The 16,983-nt window shown below is 62.7% G+C and carries 12 protein-coding genes and 3 tRNA genes; all 15 read left to right on the top strand.

Translation table 11 applies throughout. The annotated features are described in order from the left end of the window. Positions 1-28: 28 nt before the first annotated feature. On the top strand, positions 29-886 hold the full coding sequence (locus KF691_11185) for a hypothetical protein (GenBank protein MBX3390002.1): 858 nt from the start codon (positions 29-31) through the stop codon (positions 884-886). Positions 887-979: 93 nt separating this feature from the next. Continuing rightward, on the top strand, positions 980-2,449 hold the full coding sequence (xseA, locus tag KF691_11180; GenBank protein ID MBX3390001.1) for an exodeoxyribonuclease VII large subunit: 1,470 nt from the start codon (positions 980-982) through the stop codon (positions 2,447-2,449). Positions 2,450-2,457: 8 nt separating this feature from the next. Beyond that, on the top strand, positions 2,458-2,706 hold the full coding sequence (locus KF691_11175) for an exodeoxyribonuclease VII small subunit (protein MBX3390000.1): 249 nt from the start codon (positions 2,458-2,460) through the stop codon (positions 2,704-2,706). A 75-nt stretch (positions 2,707-2,781) separates the two neighbouring features. Beyond that, positions 2,782-4,110 (top strand): prepilin peptidase, encoded by a 1,329-nt coding sequence (locus tag KF691_11170; protein ID MBX3389999.1) that lies wholly within the window; start codon positions 2,782-2,784, stop codon positions 4,108-4,110. Between the two features lie 202 nt (positions 4,111-4,312). Beyond that, complete coding sequence (locus KF691_11165; GenBank protein ID MBX3389998.1) at positions 4,313-5,008, top strand: OmpA family protein; 696 nt, start codon at positions 4,313-4,315, stop codon at positions 5,006-5,008. 276 nt (positions 5,009-5,284) lie between these two features. Further along, complete coding sequence (locus tag KF691_11160; GenBank protein MBX3389997.1) at positions 5,285-5,884, top strand: sigma-70 family RNA polymerase sigma factor; 600 nt, start codon at positions 5,285-5,287, stop codon at positions 5,882-5,884. Positions 5,885-5,913: 29 nt separating this feature from the next. Next, on the top strand, positions 5,914-6,780 hold the full coding sequence (locus KF691_11155) for an anti-sigma factor (protein MBX3389996.1): 867 nt from the start codon (positions 5,914-5,916) through the stop codon (positions 6,778-6,780). A gap of 249 nt (positions 6,781-7,029) precedes the next feature. After that, a complete protein-coding gene (locus KF691_11150) occupies positions 7,030-7,941 on the top strand; it encodes a sigma 54-interacting transcriptional regulator (protein ID MBX3389995.1) in 912 nt (303 codons plus the stop codon). Positions 7,942-8,284: 343 nt separating this feature from the next. After that, positions 8,285-8,358: transfer RNA gene (locus KF691_11145), tRNA-Val, on the top strand. 236 nt (positions 8,359-8,594) lie between these two features. Further along, complete coding sequence (locus KF691_11140) at positions 8,595-12,515, top strand: PDZ domain-containing protein (protein MBX3389994.1); 3,921 nt, start codon at positions 8,595-8,597, stop codon at positions 12,513-12,515. An 88-nt stretch (positions 12,516-12,603) separates the two neighbouring features. Beyond that, positions 12,604-12,676, top strand: a tRNA-Thr gene (locus tag KF691_11135). A 261-nt stretch (positions 12,677-12,937) separates the two neighbouring features. After that, positions 12,938-13,020: transfer RNA gene (locus KF691_11130), tRNA-Tyr, on the top strand. A gap of 199 nt (positions 13,021-13,219) precedes the next feature. Then, positions 13,220-14,284: a fatty acid desaturase gene (locus KF691_11125; GenBank protein MBX3389993.1), complete on the top strand. Its 1,065-nt coding sequence runs from the start codon at positions 13,220-13,222 to the stop codon at positions 14,282-14,284. A 338-nt stretch (positions 14,285-14,622) separates the two neighbouring features. After that, on the top strand, positions 14,623-16,344 hold the full coding sequence (locus KF691_11120; GenBank protein MBX3389992.1) for a hypothetical protein: 1,722 nt from the start codon (positions 14,623-14,625) through the stop codon (positions 16,342-16,344). A gap of 144 nt (positions 16,345-16,488) precedes the next feature. Next, positions 16,489-16,926, top strand: coding sequence for an aminoacyl-tRNA hydrolase (arfB, locus tag KF691_11115; GenBank protein MBX3389991.1), 438 nt, complete (start codon positions 16,489-16,491; stop codon positions 16,924-16,926). Positions 16,927-16,983 lie beyond the last annotated feature (57 nt).

Here is a 16,983-nt window from a genome sequence, read left to right as displayed (position 1 = left end):
CGCAGGCCCGACATCTGGAGACGTGAACATGCTCGCCGCCGTCACAACCGCCATTTCGCTTTCCGCCGGTCTGGGTGCGCAGCCCGTGCCCTATCCGCCGACGCTCGATATCAATCCCAGCCCGGTCGCAATCTGTCCTCCGACCAGCAGCCCGTTCCTCGCTTCGCCTATCCCGTTCAATCAGGGTGTTGATGACGTGCGCCGCCCCGGCTTCGGAGGCAAGGAGTGGGTGCAGTTCACCGAAGTCGGTGGTGAGTATCCTCGCGCCACACGCTCGGCTTTCGAGCCCGGTCAGAACGCCTACGGCGCGTCCGAGGGCGACGACAGCGTCGTCTATGTGCGTCTGTCCTCCGGCTTCATCGCCGCAATCTCGCCCTGGCAGCGAATCGATCCGGCGGAGATGCCGATCGACGCGCTCGACGCCGCCACGCGCGACTGGATCCGTGAGTACGGCATGACGAACCAGTACATCTGGGCCGAGCTCGAAGAAGGACGACAGAACTGGCTGCGCGAGCGCGGCTACACCTACAGCGTTCGTACCTTCACGGGTTACGGCTATCCCGAGGATCAGGCAAACGCGGGCGGCGCGATCAAGCCGGTCACGGTCATCGAGCGTCCCGTCGATCAGCCGCGCTTCAAGCAGAAGATGCAGGTCCGTGCTCCGCAGCCTTCCGCCCACGATCTTGAAATCTCCGCAATCGCGAGGGAGATCGCCAAAGGCAACGCCCGAATCTCGACGCCCCCGACCGTGGACAACGCGGCCCTCGCCAGAGCGGTCGCTCGCGCCAAGGCCGACGAAGTGAAGATCGTGCCGGCTCAGAACAAGCCCACCGAAATGGCCAAGGAGGGTCGCGATGAGCAGACGAAAAAGGTCGCGACTCGATAACGCTCGGAAGCACTTCCGTTCCGCCCGCACCGGCACCGCCGGGAGGGGATCCAGTGGAACCGCTCGGCATCGGCGGCGAGTACACTCGTCCCATTGACCGAGCGGCTCCCATTTGATCCCTCCAAAATGGCGGCACCCCGGAGGGACGTTCCCGCGGCGTCGTCCGGTGCTGAGCCGTGGTCCGTCACGCGCCTCGCGGGCGAAATCGATGCGGCGCTCCGAAAGTCCATCGCGGTTTCGGTTCGGGTTGTCGGCGAGATCAGTGGGTTTCGCGACCGCACGCACTGGTACTTCGATCTCAAGGACGATGGCGCCGTCGTCAATTGCGTCATGTTCGCGTCCGCCGCCCGAAAAATCAGTCCGCCGCCCCGCGATGGCGAACTCGTGATCGTCAAAGGACGTGTCGAGTTCTACGCCAAGGGTGGCAAAGTTTCGTTCATTCTCGATTCGCTCGAGCGCGCCGGCGAAGGGCCGCTCGACCGGGCGTTCCGCGAATTGAGCGCCGCGCTCAAAGCGCAGGGCTACTTCGACGTTGAACGAAAAAAAGGGTTGCCGCGGTTTCCGCGGCGAATCGCGGTGATCACAAGCCGTTCCGCCGCGGCGCTCCAGGACGTCATCAACACGCGCGATCGGCGCTGTCCGGCCGTCGGGCTTGTCGGGATCGATGTGCCGGTGCAGGGCGCCGCCGCGGCGCCGCTGATCGCACGCGCGATCGAACAGGTTTCAAAGAATCATGCGCGATTCGGGATCGACGCCGCGATCCTGACACGAGGCGGCGGCAGCAAGGAAGATCTCTGGTGTTTCAACGAGCGCGCCGTCGCGGACGCCATCTATCGCTGCGAAGTCCCGCTCGTTGCCGCGATCGGCCACGAGACAGATACGACGATCGCCGAGCTCGTGGCGGATGAGCGATGCGCCACTCCGACGCAGGCCGCGATGCGCCTGATCCCCGACCGGGCCGAGCTGGTGCGCCAGATCGATTCAACCGATCGCAGGCTCGCGACGGCCCTTTCGCGGAGTGCGCAATCCGCCGAGCGCACCTGCAGCATCTGCACGCACAAATTGAACGCCGCGGCACTCGCGCGCACGCGCTCGGCGCACGGAAGGATCGCGAGCGTTGAACTCCGTCTCGAGCGACTCAGGCCGCAAACCGTTCACGCGCGAATGATCGCAAGAATCGACAGCGCCGCCGCGCGTCTTCATCGCGCGATGCAAACGGCCGCGGAGATCGACACCAAAGTTCTGGCGACGCGCATGATCGCGAGCACGCGTGCGAGCCTGCGCGATAGCGCGCTCCGCGTCGACGCGATCGAAAAACACCTGAACGCGATCGCGCCGCAGCGCGTCGTCGAGCGCGGCTTTTCCATCACGCTCAACTCGAAAGGAAAAGTTGTGCGTTCGATTTCCGATGTTGGCGCGGGCGATACTCTGCGGACTCGCGTCGCGGACGGCACGATCGATAGCACCGTTGGGAACTCATTGTCGCGAAAACCGGTTGCAAAGACCGGGGCCTCGCGGGCCAAATCCGGTCAGCCCGACCTCTTTTCGCAGGATCCGGCATAATCTGGTTCATGGCCAAGCGGGTTGACCAATCTGAAAAAACCGATGCGGAGTTGTCCTTTGAAGACGCCTTGGCGCAGGTGGAATCGATCATCGAGTCCATCGAGGCAGGCGAGATTGGGCTCGAAAAGTCGCTCTCGGAGTACGAGCGCGGCGTGCGATTGATCAAGCGCTGCCGCGATGTGCTCTCCCATGCCGAGCAGAGGATCGAGATGCTGACGAAGGACTTGAAGCCTGCGGGCCGTTCCGATTCGGAGTAAACCGGACTAGACCCAGCCACCCTTCCCGCCCGATAGAACGCGGGAGGAGACGTCGCCCTGCCGAACATTCCGGACATGCTGATCGCCTCATTCACCGTGGCGCAGGTGCTCTGGTTTTTCGCGCTCGGCGCGAGCGCCGGATCGCTGATCAATGTGCTCGTGTACCGATTGCCCCTGGGCCTCAGCGTTGTCACCCCGCCCAGTCGCTGCCCGACGTGCCAGACGAGGCTTACGTGGCGAGAGAACATCCCGATCTTCGGGTGGCTGTTGCTCGGGGGACGCTGTCGGTTCTGTCGCTCTCGGATTTCTCCCGAATATCCGATCGTCGAGCTCGTCGTCGCCGTGCTTTTCGCCGGCTTATATGTGCTCTGGTACCTGACGCCGCCGGACGCCCGCTATCTCGGGATTGCGTTCGGGCAGGTGGCCCCGCCGTGGGCCGGGCCATCCCAAGGATTCGTATCGCCCTTGGCCCAAACCTGGCCGGTCTTCTTGCTCTGCCTGATTCTGCTGGGCTGTCTCGTGGCGATGACGCTCGTGGACGCGAAGACCTTCACGATCCCGCTCGTGCTCGCGTGGATTCCCGCCGGTGCGGCACTCGTGATTCATCCGCTCAACGCCTTGTACATCGAGTTGACGAAAGGACATCTCTGGCGGACCGCGCCGAATTGGGACTGGACGATTCCAACTCCCGGTCCAAACGGCTGGTATTGGGTCGGCCTTGGAATCGGCGGCGCGCTCGGGCTGCTCTGTTCGCTCGCGCTCCTCGCGTCCGGACTAATCACGCGCAGCTTCGCCGACTATGAGGAATGGGAACAGCAGGCGACGCAAGCAACCCAAGAAGGCGACCCCAAGCCCGATCAACAGGAACTCTGGATTCGGTACCCCCACGCACGCCGCGAAATGATCAAGGAACTCGCGTTTCTCGCCCCGCCGGTGCTGCTGGGGCTGATTGGCGGTTGGGGGGCGGAGCGCATCATCGGGGCCACCGCCGGCTGGACGTATCTACCGGCGACCGGGGGGTTCGTCACATCCTTCCAGGTTCCGTTATGGCTCTCCGCCCTGAGCGGCGTGCTGCTCGGCTATCTCATCGGGGCCGGAGCGGCCTGGCTCATCCGCATTCTCGGTTCGCTCGGCTTCGGAAAGGAAGCGATGGGGCTCGGCGATGTTCATCTCATGGCCGCGGTCGGCGCCTGCCTCGGCTGGATCGACGCTGTTCTCGCGTTCTTTCTCGCGGCCTTTGTCGGGGTGGCCTGGGCTCTTTTGGGGGCGGTTTTCGGCGGGCTGCGTCGGCAGTTGCCGTACGGGCCGCATCTGGCCGTTGCCTCCGTTCTCGTCGTGCTGCTCCGACCGCTGGTCGAACTGGGGTTGTCGAAGTTGCTTCGAACACCGGTTCACCTGCCCTAACCGACAGTTTTTCACCCGCGGCACGAAACTGTCGAATTGTGTCGGTTACGGCAGATTGTGCCGCCAGACCCCCCAAAGTACGGGAAAAGGTGCGCGATCTCCGATAATCTTGCGCCCCGAAGACGAGGGGCGCTGCCGCAAAGAGCGGGAGAGCGCGGAGCGGCGGTCCGGCGCTTGTCGCCCGGATGCGTCGATTCATCGGATGTGGAACGGAAGCACGGATCTGGGAGAAATGGACATGGAAGGCATGTGGAAGCGGGTTTTCATGACGGGCCTCTTGGCGGGCACACTGGCGCTTGGTCTTGGCGGTTGCAACAACAACAAGCAAGCGCAGGAAGACGCAGCGAATGAAGCAACCGAACTGCGCACGAAGAACGCGCAGCTCGAGCAGTCGCTTCGCGAGCGCGACGCGACGATCGCGGAACTCCAGCGCAGCCAGCAGCAGCAAGTCGCGACGCAGCAGGCGCCGGTCAATGACTTCCAGGGTGGCGGCGGCAACCGCGGCTACGCCAACAACGACCCCGACATCCAGCGCGACAGCATCGCCGAGGGTGACCGTCTGACCGTCGCCGGCGACGTTCTCTTCGGTTCGGGATCCGCCGATCTCAAGGCGACTTCGAAGAAGACACTGGACAAGGTCGCTGCGGAACTCAAGAGCAGCCGATACTCGCGCTACAGCGTGCGCGTCGATGGCTACACCGACAGCGATCCGATCCGTAAGAGCAAGTGGGGCTCGAACGATGCGCTCTCTGAGGCCCGGGCTCGCGCGGTCGAGAACTATCTCCAGTCCAAGGGTGTTAGCTCCTCGCGATTGAGCGCGTACGGCCGCGGCGCGTCGAACCTGAAGAAGACCAAAGCCGAGAGCCGGCGCGTCGAGATCATCATTCTCAATCGCTAGCTCAATTCGAAGAATCCCGATTCTCAAGCGGCCCGTCCCTTTCGGACGGGCCGTTTTTCTTTATTCGAACCGCTTCGCGGCCGACTCGAAACTGAGTTCATCTATTCCCCCCGCCAAAGCGAATACAGATGAGACGACGGTTTTGCTGCCGAGGTTCTGATGAATTCCGGGCTCATTCATTCCCGCGGATGGGGCGGCGAAGCATGCGAAGGCGGCAAAATCGCGAAACAGGAAGTGCGGCAACGCGGGGCCGCGCCCTTGTATGATCGCGGAGCCTTGGCGCGAATCGGACTCAGGCACGCAACATTGACTGCCGCGGATGACAACTCTGACCTCGATCCATCGATTCTTCAGCGGATCGCGGCGGGTGATCGGTCGGCGGTGCAGGAATGCATCGGGCAATACGCCGGATTGGTTTGGTCGCTTGCCCGGCGGATGTGTCTGAATGGTGCGGATGCCGAAGACGCGGTGCAGGAAATCTTCATTGAAATCTGGAGGAACGCTTTCCGATTCGATCCCGGAGTCGCATCGGAGACCGCGTTCGTCGCCATGATCGCCCGGCGCCGACTGATCGACCGAAGGCGCCGGATCTCCCGCCAGCGCGATCGCGCTCCTCTCGATGAAGCGCCCGCAGTGAACGAACAACCCAAGCCCGAACTAGGAGAGGAAGCCGGGATCGCCGCAAAGGCTCTTGAAGAATTGAGCACCGAGCAGCAGCGAGTGCTTCGGTTGTCGCTCCTGCAAGGACTCTCGCACGAGAAAATCGCAACGGCGACCGGCCTCCCGCTGGGAACCGTCAAGACGCACGCCCGGCGCGGGTTGTTGCGAATCCGAGAAATGCTCAGCACCAAGCGCGGAGAGGGGGTGAAATCGTGATTCCGCGAGAGCGCTCCAACCTGCCACCTATGCCGCCGGAAGATCTCGAGCTGCTGAATGAATTGCTGGCGGAGCGAGCCTTGAACGGTCTCACGGATGCCGATCAGGTTCGATTGAAAGAGCTCTTGCACCGAGCGGGGCTCGAAGAAGACGACTCGTTCGATCTTGCCGCGGCCGCCGCGATGCTCGCGCTGGCGCATCCTGCAGAAAGACCACCGGCATCCGTCTACACGCGCGCGGGTCAGGCGGCGGAGCAGTTCGCGCGCGAGCTCGAAAATAGCCGCAACGTGGTGGGGGCGCCGGCGCTGCGGATCGTGGAACCCGAATTCGGGGCGCCGCGGCCTCGCCGGATCAGCAGCGCTTGGCTTGGTTGGATGGCCGCGGCCGCCTGCCTCGCGTTCGCCGCGATCGGCTGGCTGCAGATTTTTGCAAATCGGCAATCGATGGTGGTTGCGCCCGTTTCGCTCGCTTCGCTGCGCGATGCGGTTGCCAAGTCGCCGGATGTCCGGCGATTGGCGTGGGGAGACTGGGACAACCCCGAGATCAAGGGCGTGACAGGCGAAGTGGTCTGGAGCGAGAGCGGTCAGAAGGGATTCATGACTTTCCGCGGACTTCCCGCGAACGATCCAACCAAAGAGCAATATCAATTGTGGATTGTCGATGAGAGAGGTTTGGATCAGCGAGTCAGCGGCGGAATTTTCAACGGCACCGGCGAGTCCACGGGCTGGCAGGGAGAAGTTCGTTCGCAGCGCGTGGGGGATGAGCTGGTCGTGGAGATTTCGCCCAGAATCCACGTTGGAAATCCGGCGTTGTTCGCAGTGACCATCGAAGCGCCGGGCGGAACATGGGTTTCCGATATGAAGCGCCGGGTTGTTGCGGCGTCCGCGGTAAACTAGCAATCCGCCAAACGTCATGTGGGCCGCGATACTTTGAGGCATTCACCCCAAGCAATGTCGCAGCCTGAAATATTTTGCGCGAGAATATCAAATTCTGTTGGCAAATTTGGAAAGTGTCGTTCGGACACACCTCCAGCTTTGTATTCTAAGTCCGTCGGATGGATGTGTGCGCACCGATGCGGGCAACACCGAAAGTGTTGGAGAGCACTCGACTGCACGCCTCGGTGGTCAACCGGGAGTAGAGGGGACATGGACATCCAATGTACAGATACCGCCATCGAGCGGTTGATTGGTGATTCCGCGCCAATCCGCCACGTCCGTGACACGATTCGTGTTGCGGCGGCTTTTCCGTCCACGGTGCTGATTCATGGAGAGAGTGGAACGGGCAAGGAACTGATCGCGCGAGCGATCCACGAGGAGAGCCCGCGCGCCGCAGGACCTTTCGTGACCGTCGATTGCACGGTGCTCACCGAAAGCCTCTTTGAGTCATTGCTTTTTGGCCACGAAAAGGGGTCGTTTTCCGGCGCGATCACCAGCACGGAGGGGTTGGTTCGAACCGCCGACGGAGGCACGCTCTTCTTGGATGAACTCGGCGAGTTGCGCGCCCCGGAGCAGGCCAAATTGCTCCGGCTCCTGCAGGAACGCACCGTTCTTCCGGTCGGAAGCACCAGGCAGATTCCAGTAGACATCCGCGTGGTCGCCGCGACTCACCGCAATCTGGCGGCAATGGTTGAGGAAGGACGATTCCGCAAAGACTTGTTCTATCGACTGGATGTCGTGCGAATTTCGACACCCGCGCTGCGGGAGCGCGCGCAGGACATTCCGGCCATCGCCCGGGACATAGTCGACCGGCTCGGAGCGCTGTTTGGTGTTCACCGTGAACTCTCGCCCGAAGCGCTGGAGGCGCTGCTGCTCTGTTCCTGGCCCGGCAATGTCAGGCAGCTCGCCACGTGCATCGAGCGGGCGGCAGTTCTCAGCCAGGATGAGGTGATCCAGCCGTGTCATCTCCGCCTCGAAACATCCGCCGCGAGAGAAACCGAGCCGAATCTGCTCGAGCGCTCGACGGCCGAAACGATCCGATTCGTCCTGAAGTCCGCCATGGCAATCGGTCCGCGGCGGCACGGCGCCTGGGCATCGATCGGCGGCAGTTGTACCGGATGATCGATCGGCTGCATCTGCTCGACGAGCCGAATCCCTCGATGTGATTGTCGTCCGCATCTCTGAATACTTCCGGTGGGCGATGTCTGTCGCTCGCCGGAAGACTTTGTGCTGCGCGCTCGTCGCGGCGTGTCACACCTGTCGCGCGACAACTGTGACACAGTGTCACACCTCCTTGATGAATCGCGTCGAGCCGGAGTTTTTTCTTTGTTGCTCCACGCGCCCGGCGGCGCTTCGTCTCTTCCCGCCGCGCGGCCACGCCGGGAATTCCAAGTTCCGCATGCCGGTTCTCGCGGCAGCGGCCCAGCACCCCGGGCTCTGCCTACTATCCGCCCTGACCGATTTCGGGCGATTGGCGCAGTTGGCTAGCGCGCCACAATGACACTGTGGAGGTCACTGGTTCGAGCCCAGTATCGCCCATTCTCGAATGGCCCCGGCAAGTCCGGGGTCTTGTTCGTTTTGTGCGCGGGCTGTTTTCCCGATTTCACGCCCAAACTCGCGATTTTCTGCCGCCGATTCCGAACGGAAACGCCGCGCCGGCGCACCTTGTCTGTAAGGAACGGTCACGGCCCGGGTTCCCGGGAAAGGACGCCAGTCCCAATTCCAATTAAGCTACCGGTCCCATGCAACGCTCATTCAATCCGGAGGTCAGTCTCTTGAAGTCGAATCGATTTCTTGTCGTGCGCACTATCGCGATCGTCGCGGCATGCGCTGGCGCCGCTGTTTCCACATTCGCCGACGTGACGCCCAGCGGCGTCATGATGCGCTTCCCCGCGATCAGCAAGGACAAGATCGCGTTTGTCTATGCGAACGACGTCTGGATCGTTCCGCGCGACGGCGGAACGGCCATGCCGCTCTCCACGCCGGCCGGCGTGGAAATGTTCCCCAGGTTCAACCCCGACGGCTCCAAGATCGTCTTCAGCGCCGACTACGACGGCGTGCAGAGCCTCTACACGATCCCCGTCGCGGGCGGCTTCGCCAATCGCGTGACCAATTTCGCCAGCACGCCCATGCCCGTCGGCTGGACCAACCAGGACGAGATCGTCTTTTTCACCGGCAACATCACCGGGATGGGGCGGCAGGCAAAGCTCTATCACGTTTCGCCCGACGGCGGCATGCCGACGCAGTTCCCGATGCCCTACGGCACGTTCGCTTCCGTCAGCCCCGATGGATCGCAGATCGCGTACATCCCGCACACGACCGACTTCCGCACCTGGAAACGCTACCGGGGCGGCATGGCCACCGACATCTGGCTTTTCAATCTGAAGGACAACTCCGCCCGCCTGATCACCGACTGGGAAGGAACCGACACCTTCCCGATGTTCAATCCCGCCGGCAAAGGCGACCTCGTCTATTACACCTCCGACCAAGGCCCGGAACACCGGCTCAACGTCTGGTCGTACGACATCGCGTCCGCCAAGCGAACCCAGCTGACCGACTTCAAGGACGATGACGTTCGCTTCCCATCAATCGGACCGGGCCCGGCCGGCAAGGGCGAAATCATCTTCCAGCTCGGTACGGGTCTCCAGGTCCTCGACCTCGGCACCGGAAAATCGCGCCCGATTTCGGTGACCATCCCCGGCGACCGTCCGAGCATCCGCCCGCGCACGTTCGATGCCGCGAAGAACCTCACCGACGCTTCGCTCTCGCCGACCGGAAAGCGCGTCGCGCTCATCGGCCGCGGCGACATCTGGACCGCGCCCGCGAAAGAAGGCGTCGTACGCAACCTGACGCGCACCGAAGCGATCAACGAGCGCGAAGCCGAATGGTCGCCCGACGGACGCTGGCTCGCCTACATCTCCGACGAATCCGGCGAATACGAAATCTGGGTGCGCCCCTCCGACGCGAAGCCGCCGGAAAAGAAAGCGGACAAAAAAGACGAAAAGAAGGCCCACGGCGACAAGCCCGACGACAAATCCGACGAGAAGGCCGAATCAAAGTCCGACGAGAAGGCCGACGAAACAGCCAACGCGGATTCGAAGACCGAAGGCGCCGACAAACCGGATCTCTCGAAGCCGCGCAAGCTGACTTCGCTGGGCGAAGGCCAGCGCAGCAGCATCCATTGGTCACCGGATTCCAAGTACGTCACGTTCTACGAGCAGACCGGAAAGTTGTATCTGCTCGAAATCGAAAACGCACGCCTCCAGGTGATCGATCGCGATCCGTGGGCGGGCGGAGCGCCCACGGTTTCCTTCAGCAACGACTCGGGCTGGATCGCCTACGAGCGGGCCGATGAGAACATCGCCAACCAGTGCATCTGGCTCTACAACGTCAAGACCGGCGAAAAGACTCGGGTCACCAACCCGATGACCGACAGTTCCGACCCCGCGTTCGATCGCAAGGGCGACTATCTCTACTTCACCTCCGCCCGGAACATCACCAGCCCGACCTACAGCGAAGTGCCCAGCGACACAACCTGGATCTACACCGACACCGGCGTGCTCCACATCCTGCCCCTGCGCAAGGACGTCAAGAGCCCGTGGCTCGTGACCAGCGACGAAGAAACGTTCAAAGATGACTCGGTCAAAGCCGAAAAGAAGGACGACAAGAAAGACGAGAAGAAGGAAAACGGCAACGGAGGCAAGAAACCCGATGCCGCACAAGACGACGGGGTCTCCGGTTCGTGGTCCGGAACCGTCAAGGGACCGCAGGGCTCTCCCATTCCGCCCGGCGGCATGCCGCTGACGATGAATCTCAAGCTCGCCGCCGATGGTTCAGTCACAGGTTCCATCACCGGCCAGATGGGCAACATCCCGATTCAATCCGGCAAATACGACAAGGCAACCGGCGAAATCTCGCTCGAGATCGCAACCCCCGGCGGCGCCGGCACGATCGTCGGAAAAATCAAGGCCGGCTCGTTCGAAGGCACCTGGAGCATGGGCGAAATGTCGGGCTCGCTCGTCGCGAGCCGCTCTTCGTCCGGCGATTCAAAGAGCGATTCGCTCGCCGAAGGAAAGAAAGACGACAAGAGCGGCGAAGCCAAAGAAGTCAAGATCGACCTCGCCGATATGGAAGTGCGCGCGATCCGGCTCCCCATCGCGCCGGGCCGCTTCGGCAATCTCCGTGTCACGCACGACGACAAGCTCATGTACGTCCGCCGCGGCACGGGCGAAGGCAGCCAGGGCGTCAAGATTTTCGACATCAAGGACGACAAGAAGGAAGAAAAGGCCGTCACATCCGCCAACGGCTTTGCCCTCGCCGCAGACGGCAAGAAGATCCTCGTCCGTCGCGGCCAGTCGTTCAGCGTCATGGATGCCGCGGCAGGCGGCGGCAATTCCACCAACGTGCCGACCGCCGGCATGGATGTCAGCGTCGACCTGCGCGACGAATGGAAGCAGGTCATCCAGGATGTCTACCGCTACCAGCGCGACTATTTCTACGAGCCGACGTTGCACGGCGTCGATTGGGCCAAGGTGCGCGACCACTACCTCAAGATGGTCGACGACGCCGTCAGCCGCGAGGACATCAGCTACATCATCGGTGAGATGATCAGCGAACTCAACATCGGTCACGCGTACAACCGTCCGGTTTCGTACGAGGAACCGCCGCGCGCAAACGTCGGCCTCCTCGGCGCCGACTACGAGCTTGAGAAAACCGATAAGGGCACGGCGTTCAAGATCACCAAAATCTACGACGGCGGAGTCTGGGATTCCGACGCGCGTTCCCCTCTCAGCCAGCCGGGGATCGACGCCAAGGAAGGCGAGTTCATTCTCGCCGTCAACGGCGTTCCGATCGACGTCACCCGCGACATCTGGGCGTCGTTCCAGAACACCGCCGACCGGCCCGTCACGATCACGCTCGGCAAGACCGCGTCGATGGACTCGGACACGCGCGACGTGATCGTCAAGCCGATTTCGAACGACACATCTCTCCGCTATCGCGCCTGGATCGAGAAGAACCGGCAGTACGTCTTCGACAAGTCCAAGGGGCGCATCGGCTACATCTACGTGCCCAACACCGGACAAGACGGCCAGAGCGATCTCGTCCGCCAGTTCAACGGCCAGCGCGCGATGGATGCGCTCATCATCGACGAGCGTTGGAACGGGGGCGGGCAGATCCCTACCCGGTTCATCGAATTGCTCAACCGCCCCAACGTGAACTACTGGGCCCGCAAGGACGGAAAAGACTGGCCTTGGCCGCCCGATGCGCACTACGGGCCGAAGGTGATGCTCGCCAACGGGCTCGCGGGCTCCGGAGGCGACGCGTTCCCCGGCTACTTCAAGCGCATGGGCATCGGCAAGGTCATCGGCCGGCGCACCTGGGGCGGGCTCGTCGGAATCGAAGGCTTCCGCCCGCTCATCGACGGCGGCGGCGTGACCGTTCCCAGCTTCGGTTTCTACGAGCGCGATCCGCAGAATCCCGGACAGGGCAAGTGGTCGATCGAAGGCCACGGAACCGACCCGGATATCGAAGTCATGGACGATCCGTCGAAGATGGTCAACGGCGAGGGCGATCCGCAGCTCGACGTCGCCATCTCCGAATTGCTCAAGGAACTCGAGACCAAGGCGTACGTGACGCCGAAGCGTCCGCCCAGCCCGCAGCGCGCAGGAATGGGAATCCCGCCCAACGAGCGCTAGAGCAAGTTTGCGATCGAGTTTTCAACGCCCACGGGCCCTCTGCCCGCGGGCTTTTTCTTTCGCACTCCGCGCGTACCATTGGCGTCGCGCCGCTGTAGCTCAGCTGGTAGAGCAGCGCTTTTGTAAAGCGCGGGTCGCAGGTTCAATTCCTGTCAGCGGCTTTCTTGGCATCGGCTTCGTGGCACCGGCCTTCTGGCCGGTGAGTTCGTTCGACTTTCGCGGCACCCGCCTTCCGGCCGGTAACTTCGTTCGCATTTCATGGCACCGGCCTTCCGGCCGGTGATTCTCCCGCCGGTCTCCACGGGCTCGCCGCAACCGCCGCCCTCGAATCGTGTTTTCTCCGCGTCCTCTTTGTCGGTCGCTTTCGGTCGCCTGACCGATTGCCGATCGTCTCCGCACGCGCTAATCTTCCCCCCTTCCCCGGGCGAATGCCGGAGTGGACAAACGGGGCAGACTGTAAATCTGTTGGCGAAAGCCTACGGGGGTTCGAATCCCTCTTCGCCCATTGCAAGCGCCCGCGAGAAATCGCGGGCGTTCGCGTTTTTGAGTTCCTCCCGCGCAAATCCCGACACTATGGTTCTGTCGACTGCTCGAGCCCGAGACGGCCCGAGACGGCCGGAGAACGACCCGAGTCCGAGCGACAGGTCGTCCGCCCGTCCAGCCCCCCCGCACGAGGCGATGCGTCGCCCAAGCCCGTTGTCCGGATGGATGTGCGCTACGCGCAGGAGAATGCCCTGAGACGCGAACTTGATGTCGGTTCTGTCGGCTTGATCGAAGCCCCCGAGGCTCTCCTTCACCCGACACGCGCGCCCGCCCCGACCGAACACAACGCTGAGCACGAACCGGTCGCTGAGGAAGAAGCCGCCCATGGCGGCTGCCCGCCGCGCATCCGCATCATCACCCTGATTACTGTCGTCTTCCCATTCGTCGCGCTCGCCCTCGTCATCGCGGCAATGTGGCAGGTCCCCTTCCACGGAACCTATCTCGCCATCATGGTCGGCATGTACGTCTCGACCGGCATCGGCATCGGCACCGGCTTCCACCGCCTGTTCACGCACAAATCGTTCTCTGCGGGACCCTATGTCCGGTTCTTCTGGGCCGCGCTCGGTTCGATGGCGGTGGAGGGGGCGCTGACCACCTGGGTCGCCGAACACCGCAAACACCATCAGCATTCCGATGCGCCCGGCGATCCGCACTCGCCCCACGCGCACCACCCGGAGCACTCCGAAGGCATCCTCGGCGTGCTCTACAGCTTCTACTACGCGCACATCGGCTGGCTCTTCCACAACTCGCCGACACAACTCGAGCGCTACGTCCCCGATCTTCTCGAAGACCCCGTTACCAACTTTGTCAGCCGCACCTACTGGTGGTGGGTCGCGCTCGGCATGATCATCCCCGCCGCGCTCGGCGGCATTCTCACCGGCACGTGGACGGGCGTTCTCCTCGGGTTCCTCTGGGGCGGCGCCGTCCGCACGCTCGTCGTCCACCACATCACCTGGTGCATCAATTCGGTCTGCCATCTCTGGGGCACGCGCCCGTTCCGGACAAGCGATCACAGCCGCGACAACCCAATATTCGGAATCCTCGCTTTCGGCGAAGGCTGGCACAACGCCCATCACGCCTTCCCGACTTCCGCGCGCCACGGGTTGGCCTGGTGGAAGATCGATATCAACTACATCGTGATCCGCTCGATGGAAATCCTCGGCCTCATCAAGGATGTCCGCCTGCCCTCGCAGAAGAGCCTCGATGCGAAGCGTCGGGATTCCTGATCTGCCCGAGACCGGCACAGCGACACGCACGCTCTGGTACTCTGCGTCTCCGCATCGATGAGGAGACACGCCATCACGCGCCCCACCGCTCCAGATCTTCGATTGGTCCTTCCTCGTTGCCCAACGCAGCATCGTCCACGGCTCACGGAAACGGTCTGTTCCGTCTCCCGGCTTTCAGCCCGAACGGGCTGGTGTTTCGTAGCCGGGGCGTGGAGCGAGGTCGCCGTAGCGACCGAGCGACACCCCCGGTTGCACGCATCAATTCCGGCACCCCGAAGGGCGTGCAGGTATTCCCGGTGTGGCCGACATTTAACATTGCGATTTCAAATGGAACCCGTATGAATCATCACCTTCTCCTCGCCGCGGTGGTTCCCTTGCTCGCATCAATCGCGACTTCCGGCGCAGCCCCCCGCTTTGAAGTCGCGGTGGATCAACGCTTCGCCTCCGCGCCGCTCGATGGCCGCGTGCTGCTGATGATCTCGACATCCGGCGATCAGGAGCCGCGGTTCCAGGTCCAGGAAGGCGTGAAATCGCAGCAGGTCTTCGGTGTCGATGCCGAGGGGTTTGGCGCGGGGAAGCCGGTTGTCATCGATGAAACGGTTCTCGGCTACCCCGCCGACTCGCTCAATCAGGTTCCCGCGGGCGATTATTTCGTGCAGGCGCTCCTCCACAAGTACGAGACGTTCAAGCGCGCCGACGGATTCACCGTCAAACTTCCGATGGATCGTGGCGAGGGCCAGCACTGGAACCGCGCGCCCGGCAATCTCTACAGCAAGCCCTTCAAGGTCCACGTCGATCCGAATTCGGCTCAGCCGATCCGTATCACGCTCGATCAGGAAATCCCGCCCATCGACCCGCCCAAGGACACCAAGTACATCAAGCATTTCAAGATACAAAGCAAGTTGCTCTCCGAATTCTGGGGCAGGCCGATGTTCCTCGGCGCGGTCGTATTGATCCCGCAGGGGTTCGACGAGCACCCCGAAGCACGTTACCCGCTCATCATCAACCACGGGCACTTCGAATCGACCTTCGGCGAATTCCGCGAGGAGCCGCCCGATCCGAATCTCAAGCCCGAGTACAGCGAGCGCTTCAAGATGGAGGGGTACAACCGGATCCAGCAGCAACTCGCGCACCAGTTCTACCTCGATTGGACCAGCCCCGACTTTCCGCGCTTTGTCATCCTCAAGGTCCAGCACGCCAATCCGTTCTACGACGACTCCTACGCCGTCAATTCAGCCAATCTTGGCCCCTACGGCGACGCGATCATGACCGAGTTGCTCCCTGAGGTGGAGAAGCGTTTCCGCTGCATCGGCGAGGGCTGGTCGCGCTTCACCTATGGGGGCAGCACCGGCGGCTGGGAAGCGCTCGCCGTCCAGATGTTCTATCCCGATCAGTTCAACGGTTGTTTCGCCGCGTGCCCCGATCCGATCGATTTCCGCGCGTACGGGTCGGTGAACATCTACAAGGACGCCAACGCCTATTTCGCCCAAGGCCCCTGGACACGCGTGCCCCGCCCCGCGACCCGCGACGGAAATGGCATCGCGACTTCTTCGCTCGAGGCAACCAACCGCCGCGAGCTCGTCCTCGGCACCCACAGCCGCTCCGGCGATCAGTGGGATATCTGGGAAGCGGTCTTCAGCCCGGTCGGGCCTGATGGTTACCCGGCCCGCATCTGGGACAAGCGCACCGGCGTGATCGATCCGAGAGTGGCCGCATTCTGGAAAGAGAACTACGACCTCCGCCACATCCTCGAGCGTGATTGGCAGCTGCTCGCCCCGAAACTCAAGGGCAAAATCCACATCTACTGCGGCACGATGGACAACTACTTCCTCAACAACGCCGTCGTCCTGATGGAAGATTTCCTCAAAACCACAAACCCGCCCTACGAGGGCGTCGTTGACTACGGCTGCAACGCCGAGCACTGCTGGAACGGCGATCACGCAAATCCGAACGCGATCAGCCGACTCCGCTATCACCAGTTGTACGTTGATCAGATGCTGAAGCGCATGAAGGAAACCGCACCGCCCGGCGCCGATCTGACGAGCTGGCGGTATCGGTGATCTTTTCTGAAGCCCCCTCCCCGAGGGAGGGGGTTGGGGGTGGGTGGACGAGCACCCGTCTTTCGCGCATTCGATTGCGGTTCAAGCCATTCTGCTCGCGCGAGTCAATTCTGTTCCACCCATTGAAGAGCGAACAATGTCCCCGTGCTCTCCGATGAGAACCAACCCGGCCTCGAACTCGCTCCCGGTGTGCGCGTCGATCCGGGCGTGGTTGAACTGTCATTCTCAAGCAGCTCCGGTCCCGGCGGCCAAAACGTCAACAAGCGCGCGACCCGCTGCCAGCTCCGCATCGCGCTCCGCGATCTCCCGATCCATCCCGAGGCAACCGAGCGGCTCAAGCACGCCGCGTCGCACCTGGTCACCCCCTCCGGTGATCTGCTCATCGACAGCGATCAGGAGCGATCGCAAGGTCGCAACCGCGATGCCTGCTTCGAAAGACTGCGCGAACTGCTCATCCTCGCGATGAAGCGGCCGAAAGTCCGGCGCGCTACCAGGCCGAGCCGCGGCTCCAAAGAACGCCGCATCGAAAGCAAGAAACGCCGGGGCGAGATCAAAAAGAACCGCCGCTCCAGCTTTGATTGATCCGCAATTCTCTTCAAGCTGCGAAGCAGCGGAAGCTTGAAGCCTGGGGCGTCAGCC

This window comes from Phycisphaeraceae bacterium, assembly GCA_019636555.1.
In the GTDB taxonomy this organism is placed as follows: domain Bacteria; phylum Planctomycetota; class Phycisphaerae; order Phycisphaerales; family UBA1924; genus JAFEBO01.
The sequence above is the reverse complement of the archived record's forward strand: the minus strand, read 5'-3'. Positions and strand labels throughout refer to the sequence as shown.

Coding starts and splice junctions, on each gene's coding strand:
- KF691_11185 (MBX3390002.1), top strand. CDS start 29: ATGCTCGCCGCCGTCACAACCGCCATTTCGCTTTCCGCCGGTCTGGGT.
- KF691_11175 (MBX3390000.1), top strand. CDS start 2,458: ATGGCCAAGCGGGTTGACCAATCTGAAAAAACCGATGCGGAGTTGTCC.
- KF691_11170 (MBX3389999.1), top strand. CDS start 2,782: ATGCTGATCGCCTCATTCACCGTGGCGCAGGTGCTCTGGTTTTTCGCG.
- KF691_11165 (MBX3389998.1), top strand. CDS start 4,313: ATGTGGAACGGAAGCACGGATCTGGGAGAAATGGACATGGAAGGCATG.
- KF691_11155 (MBX3389996.1), top strand. CDS start 5,914: ATGCCGCCGGAAGATCTCGAGCTGCTGAATGAATTGCTGGCGGAGCGA.
- KF691_11150 (MBX3389995.1), top strand. CDS start 7,030: ATGGACATCCAATGTACAGATACCGCCATCGAGCGGTTGATTGGTGAT.
- KF691_11125 (MBX3389993.1), top strand. CDS start 13,220: ATGGATGTGCGCTACGCGCAGGAGAATGCCCTGAGACGCGAACTTGAT.
- KF691_11120 (MBX3389992.1), top strand. CDS start 14,623: ATGAATCATCACCTTCTCCTCGCCGCGGTGGTTCCCTTGCTCGCATCA.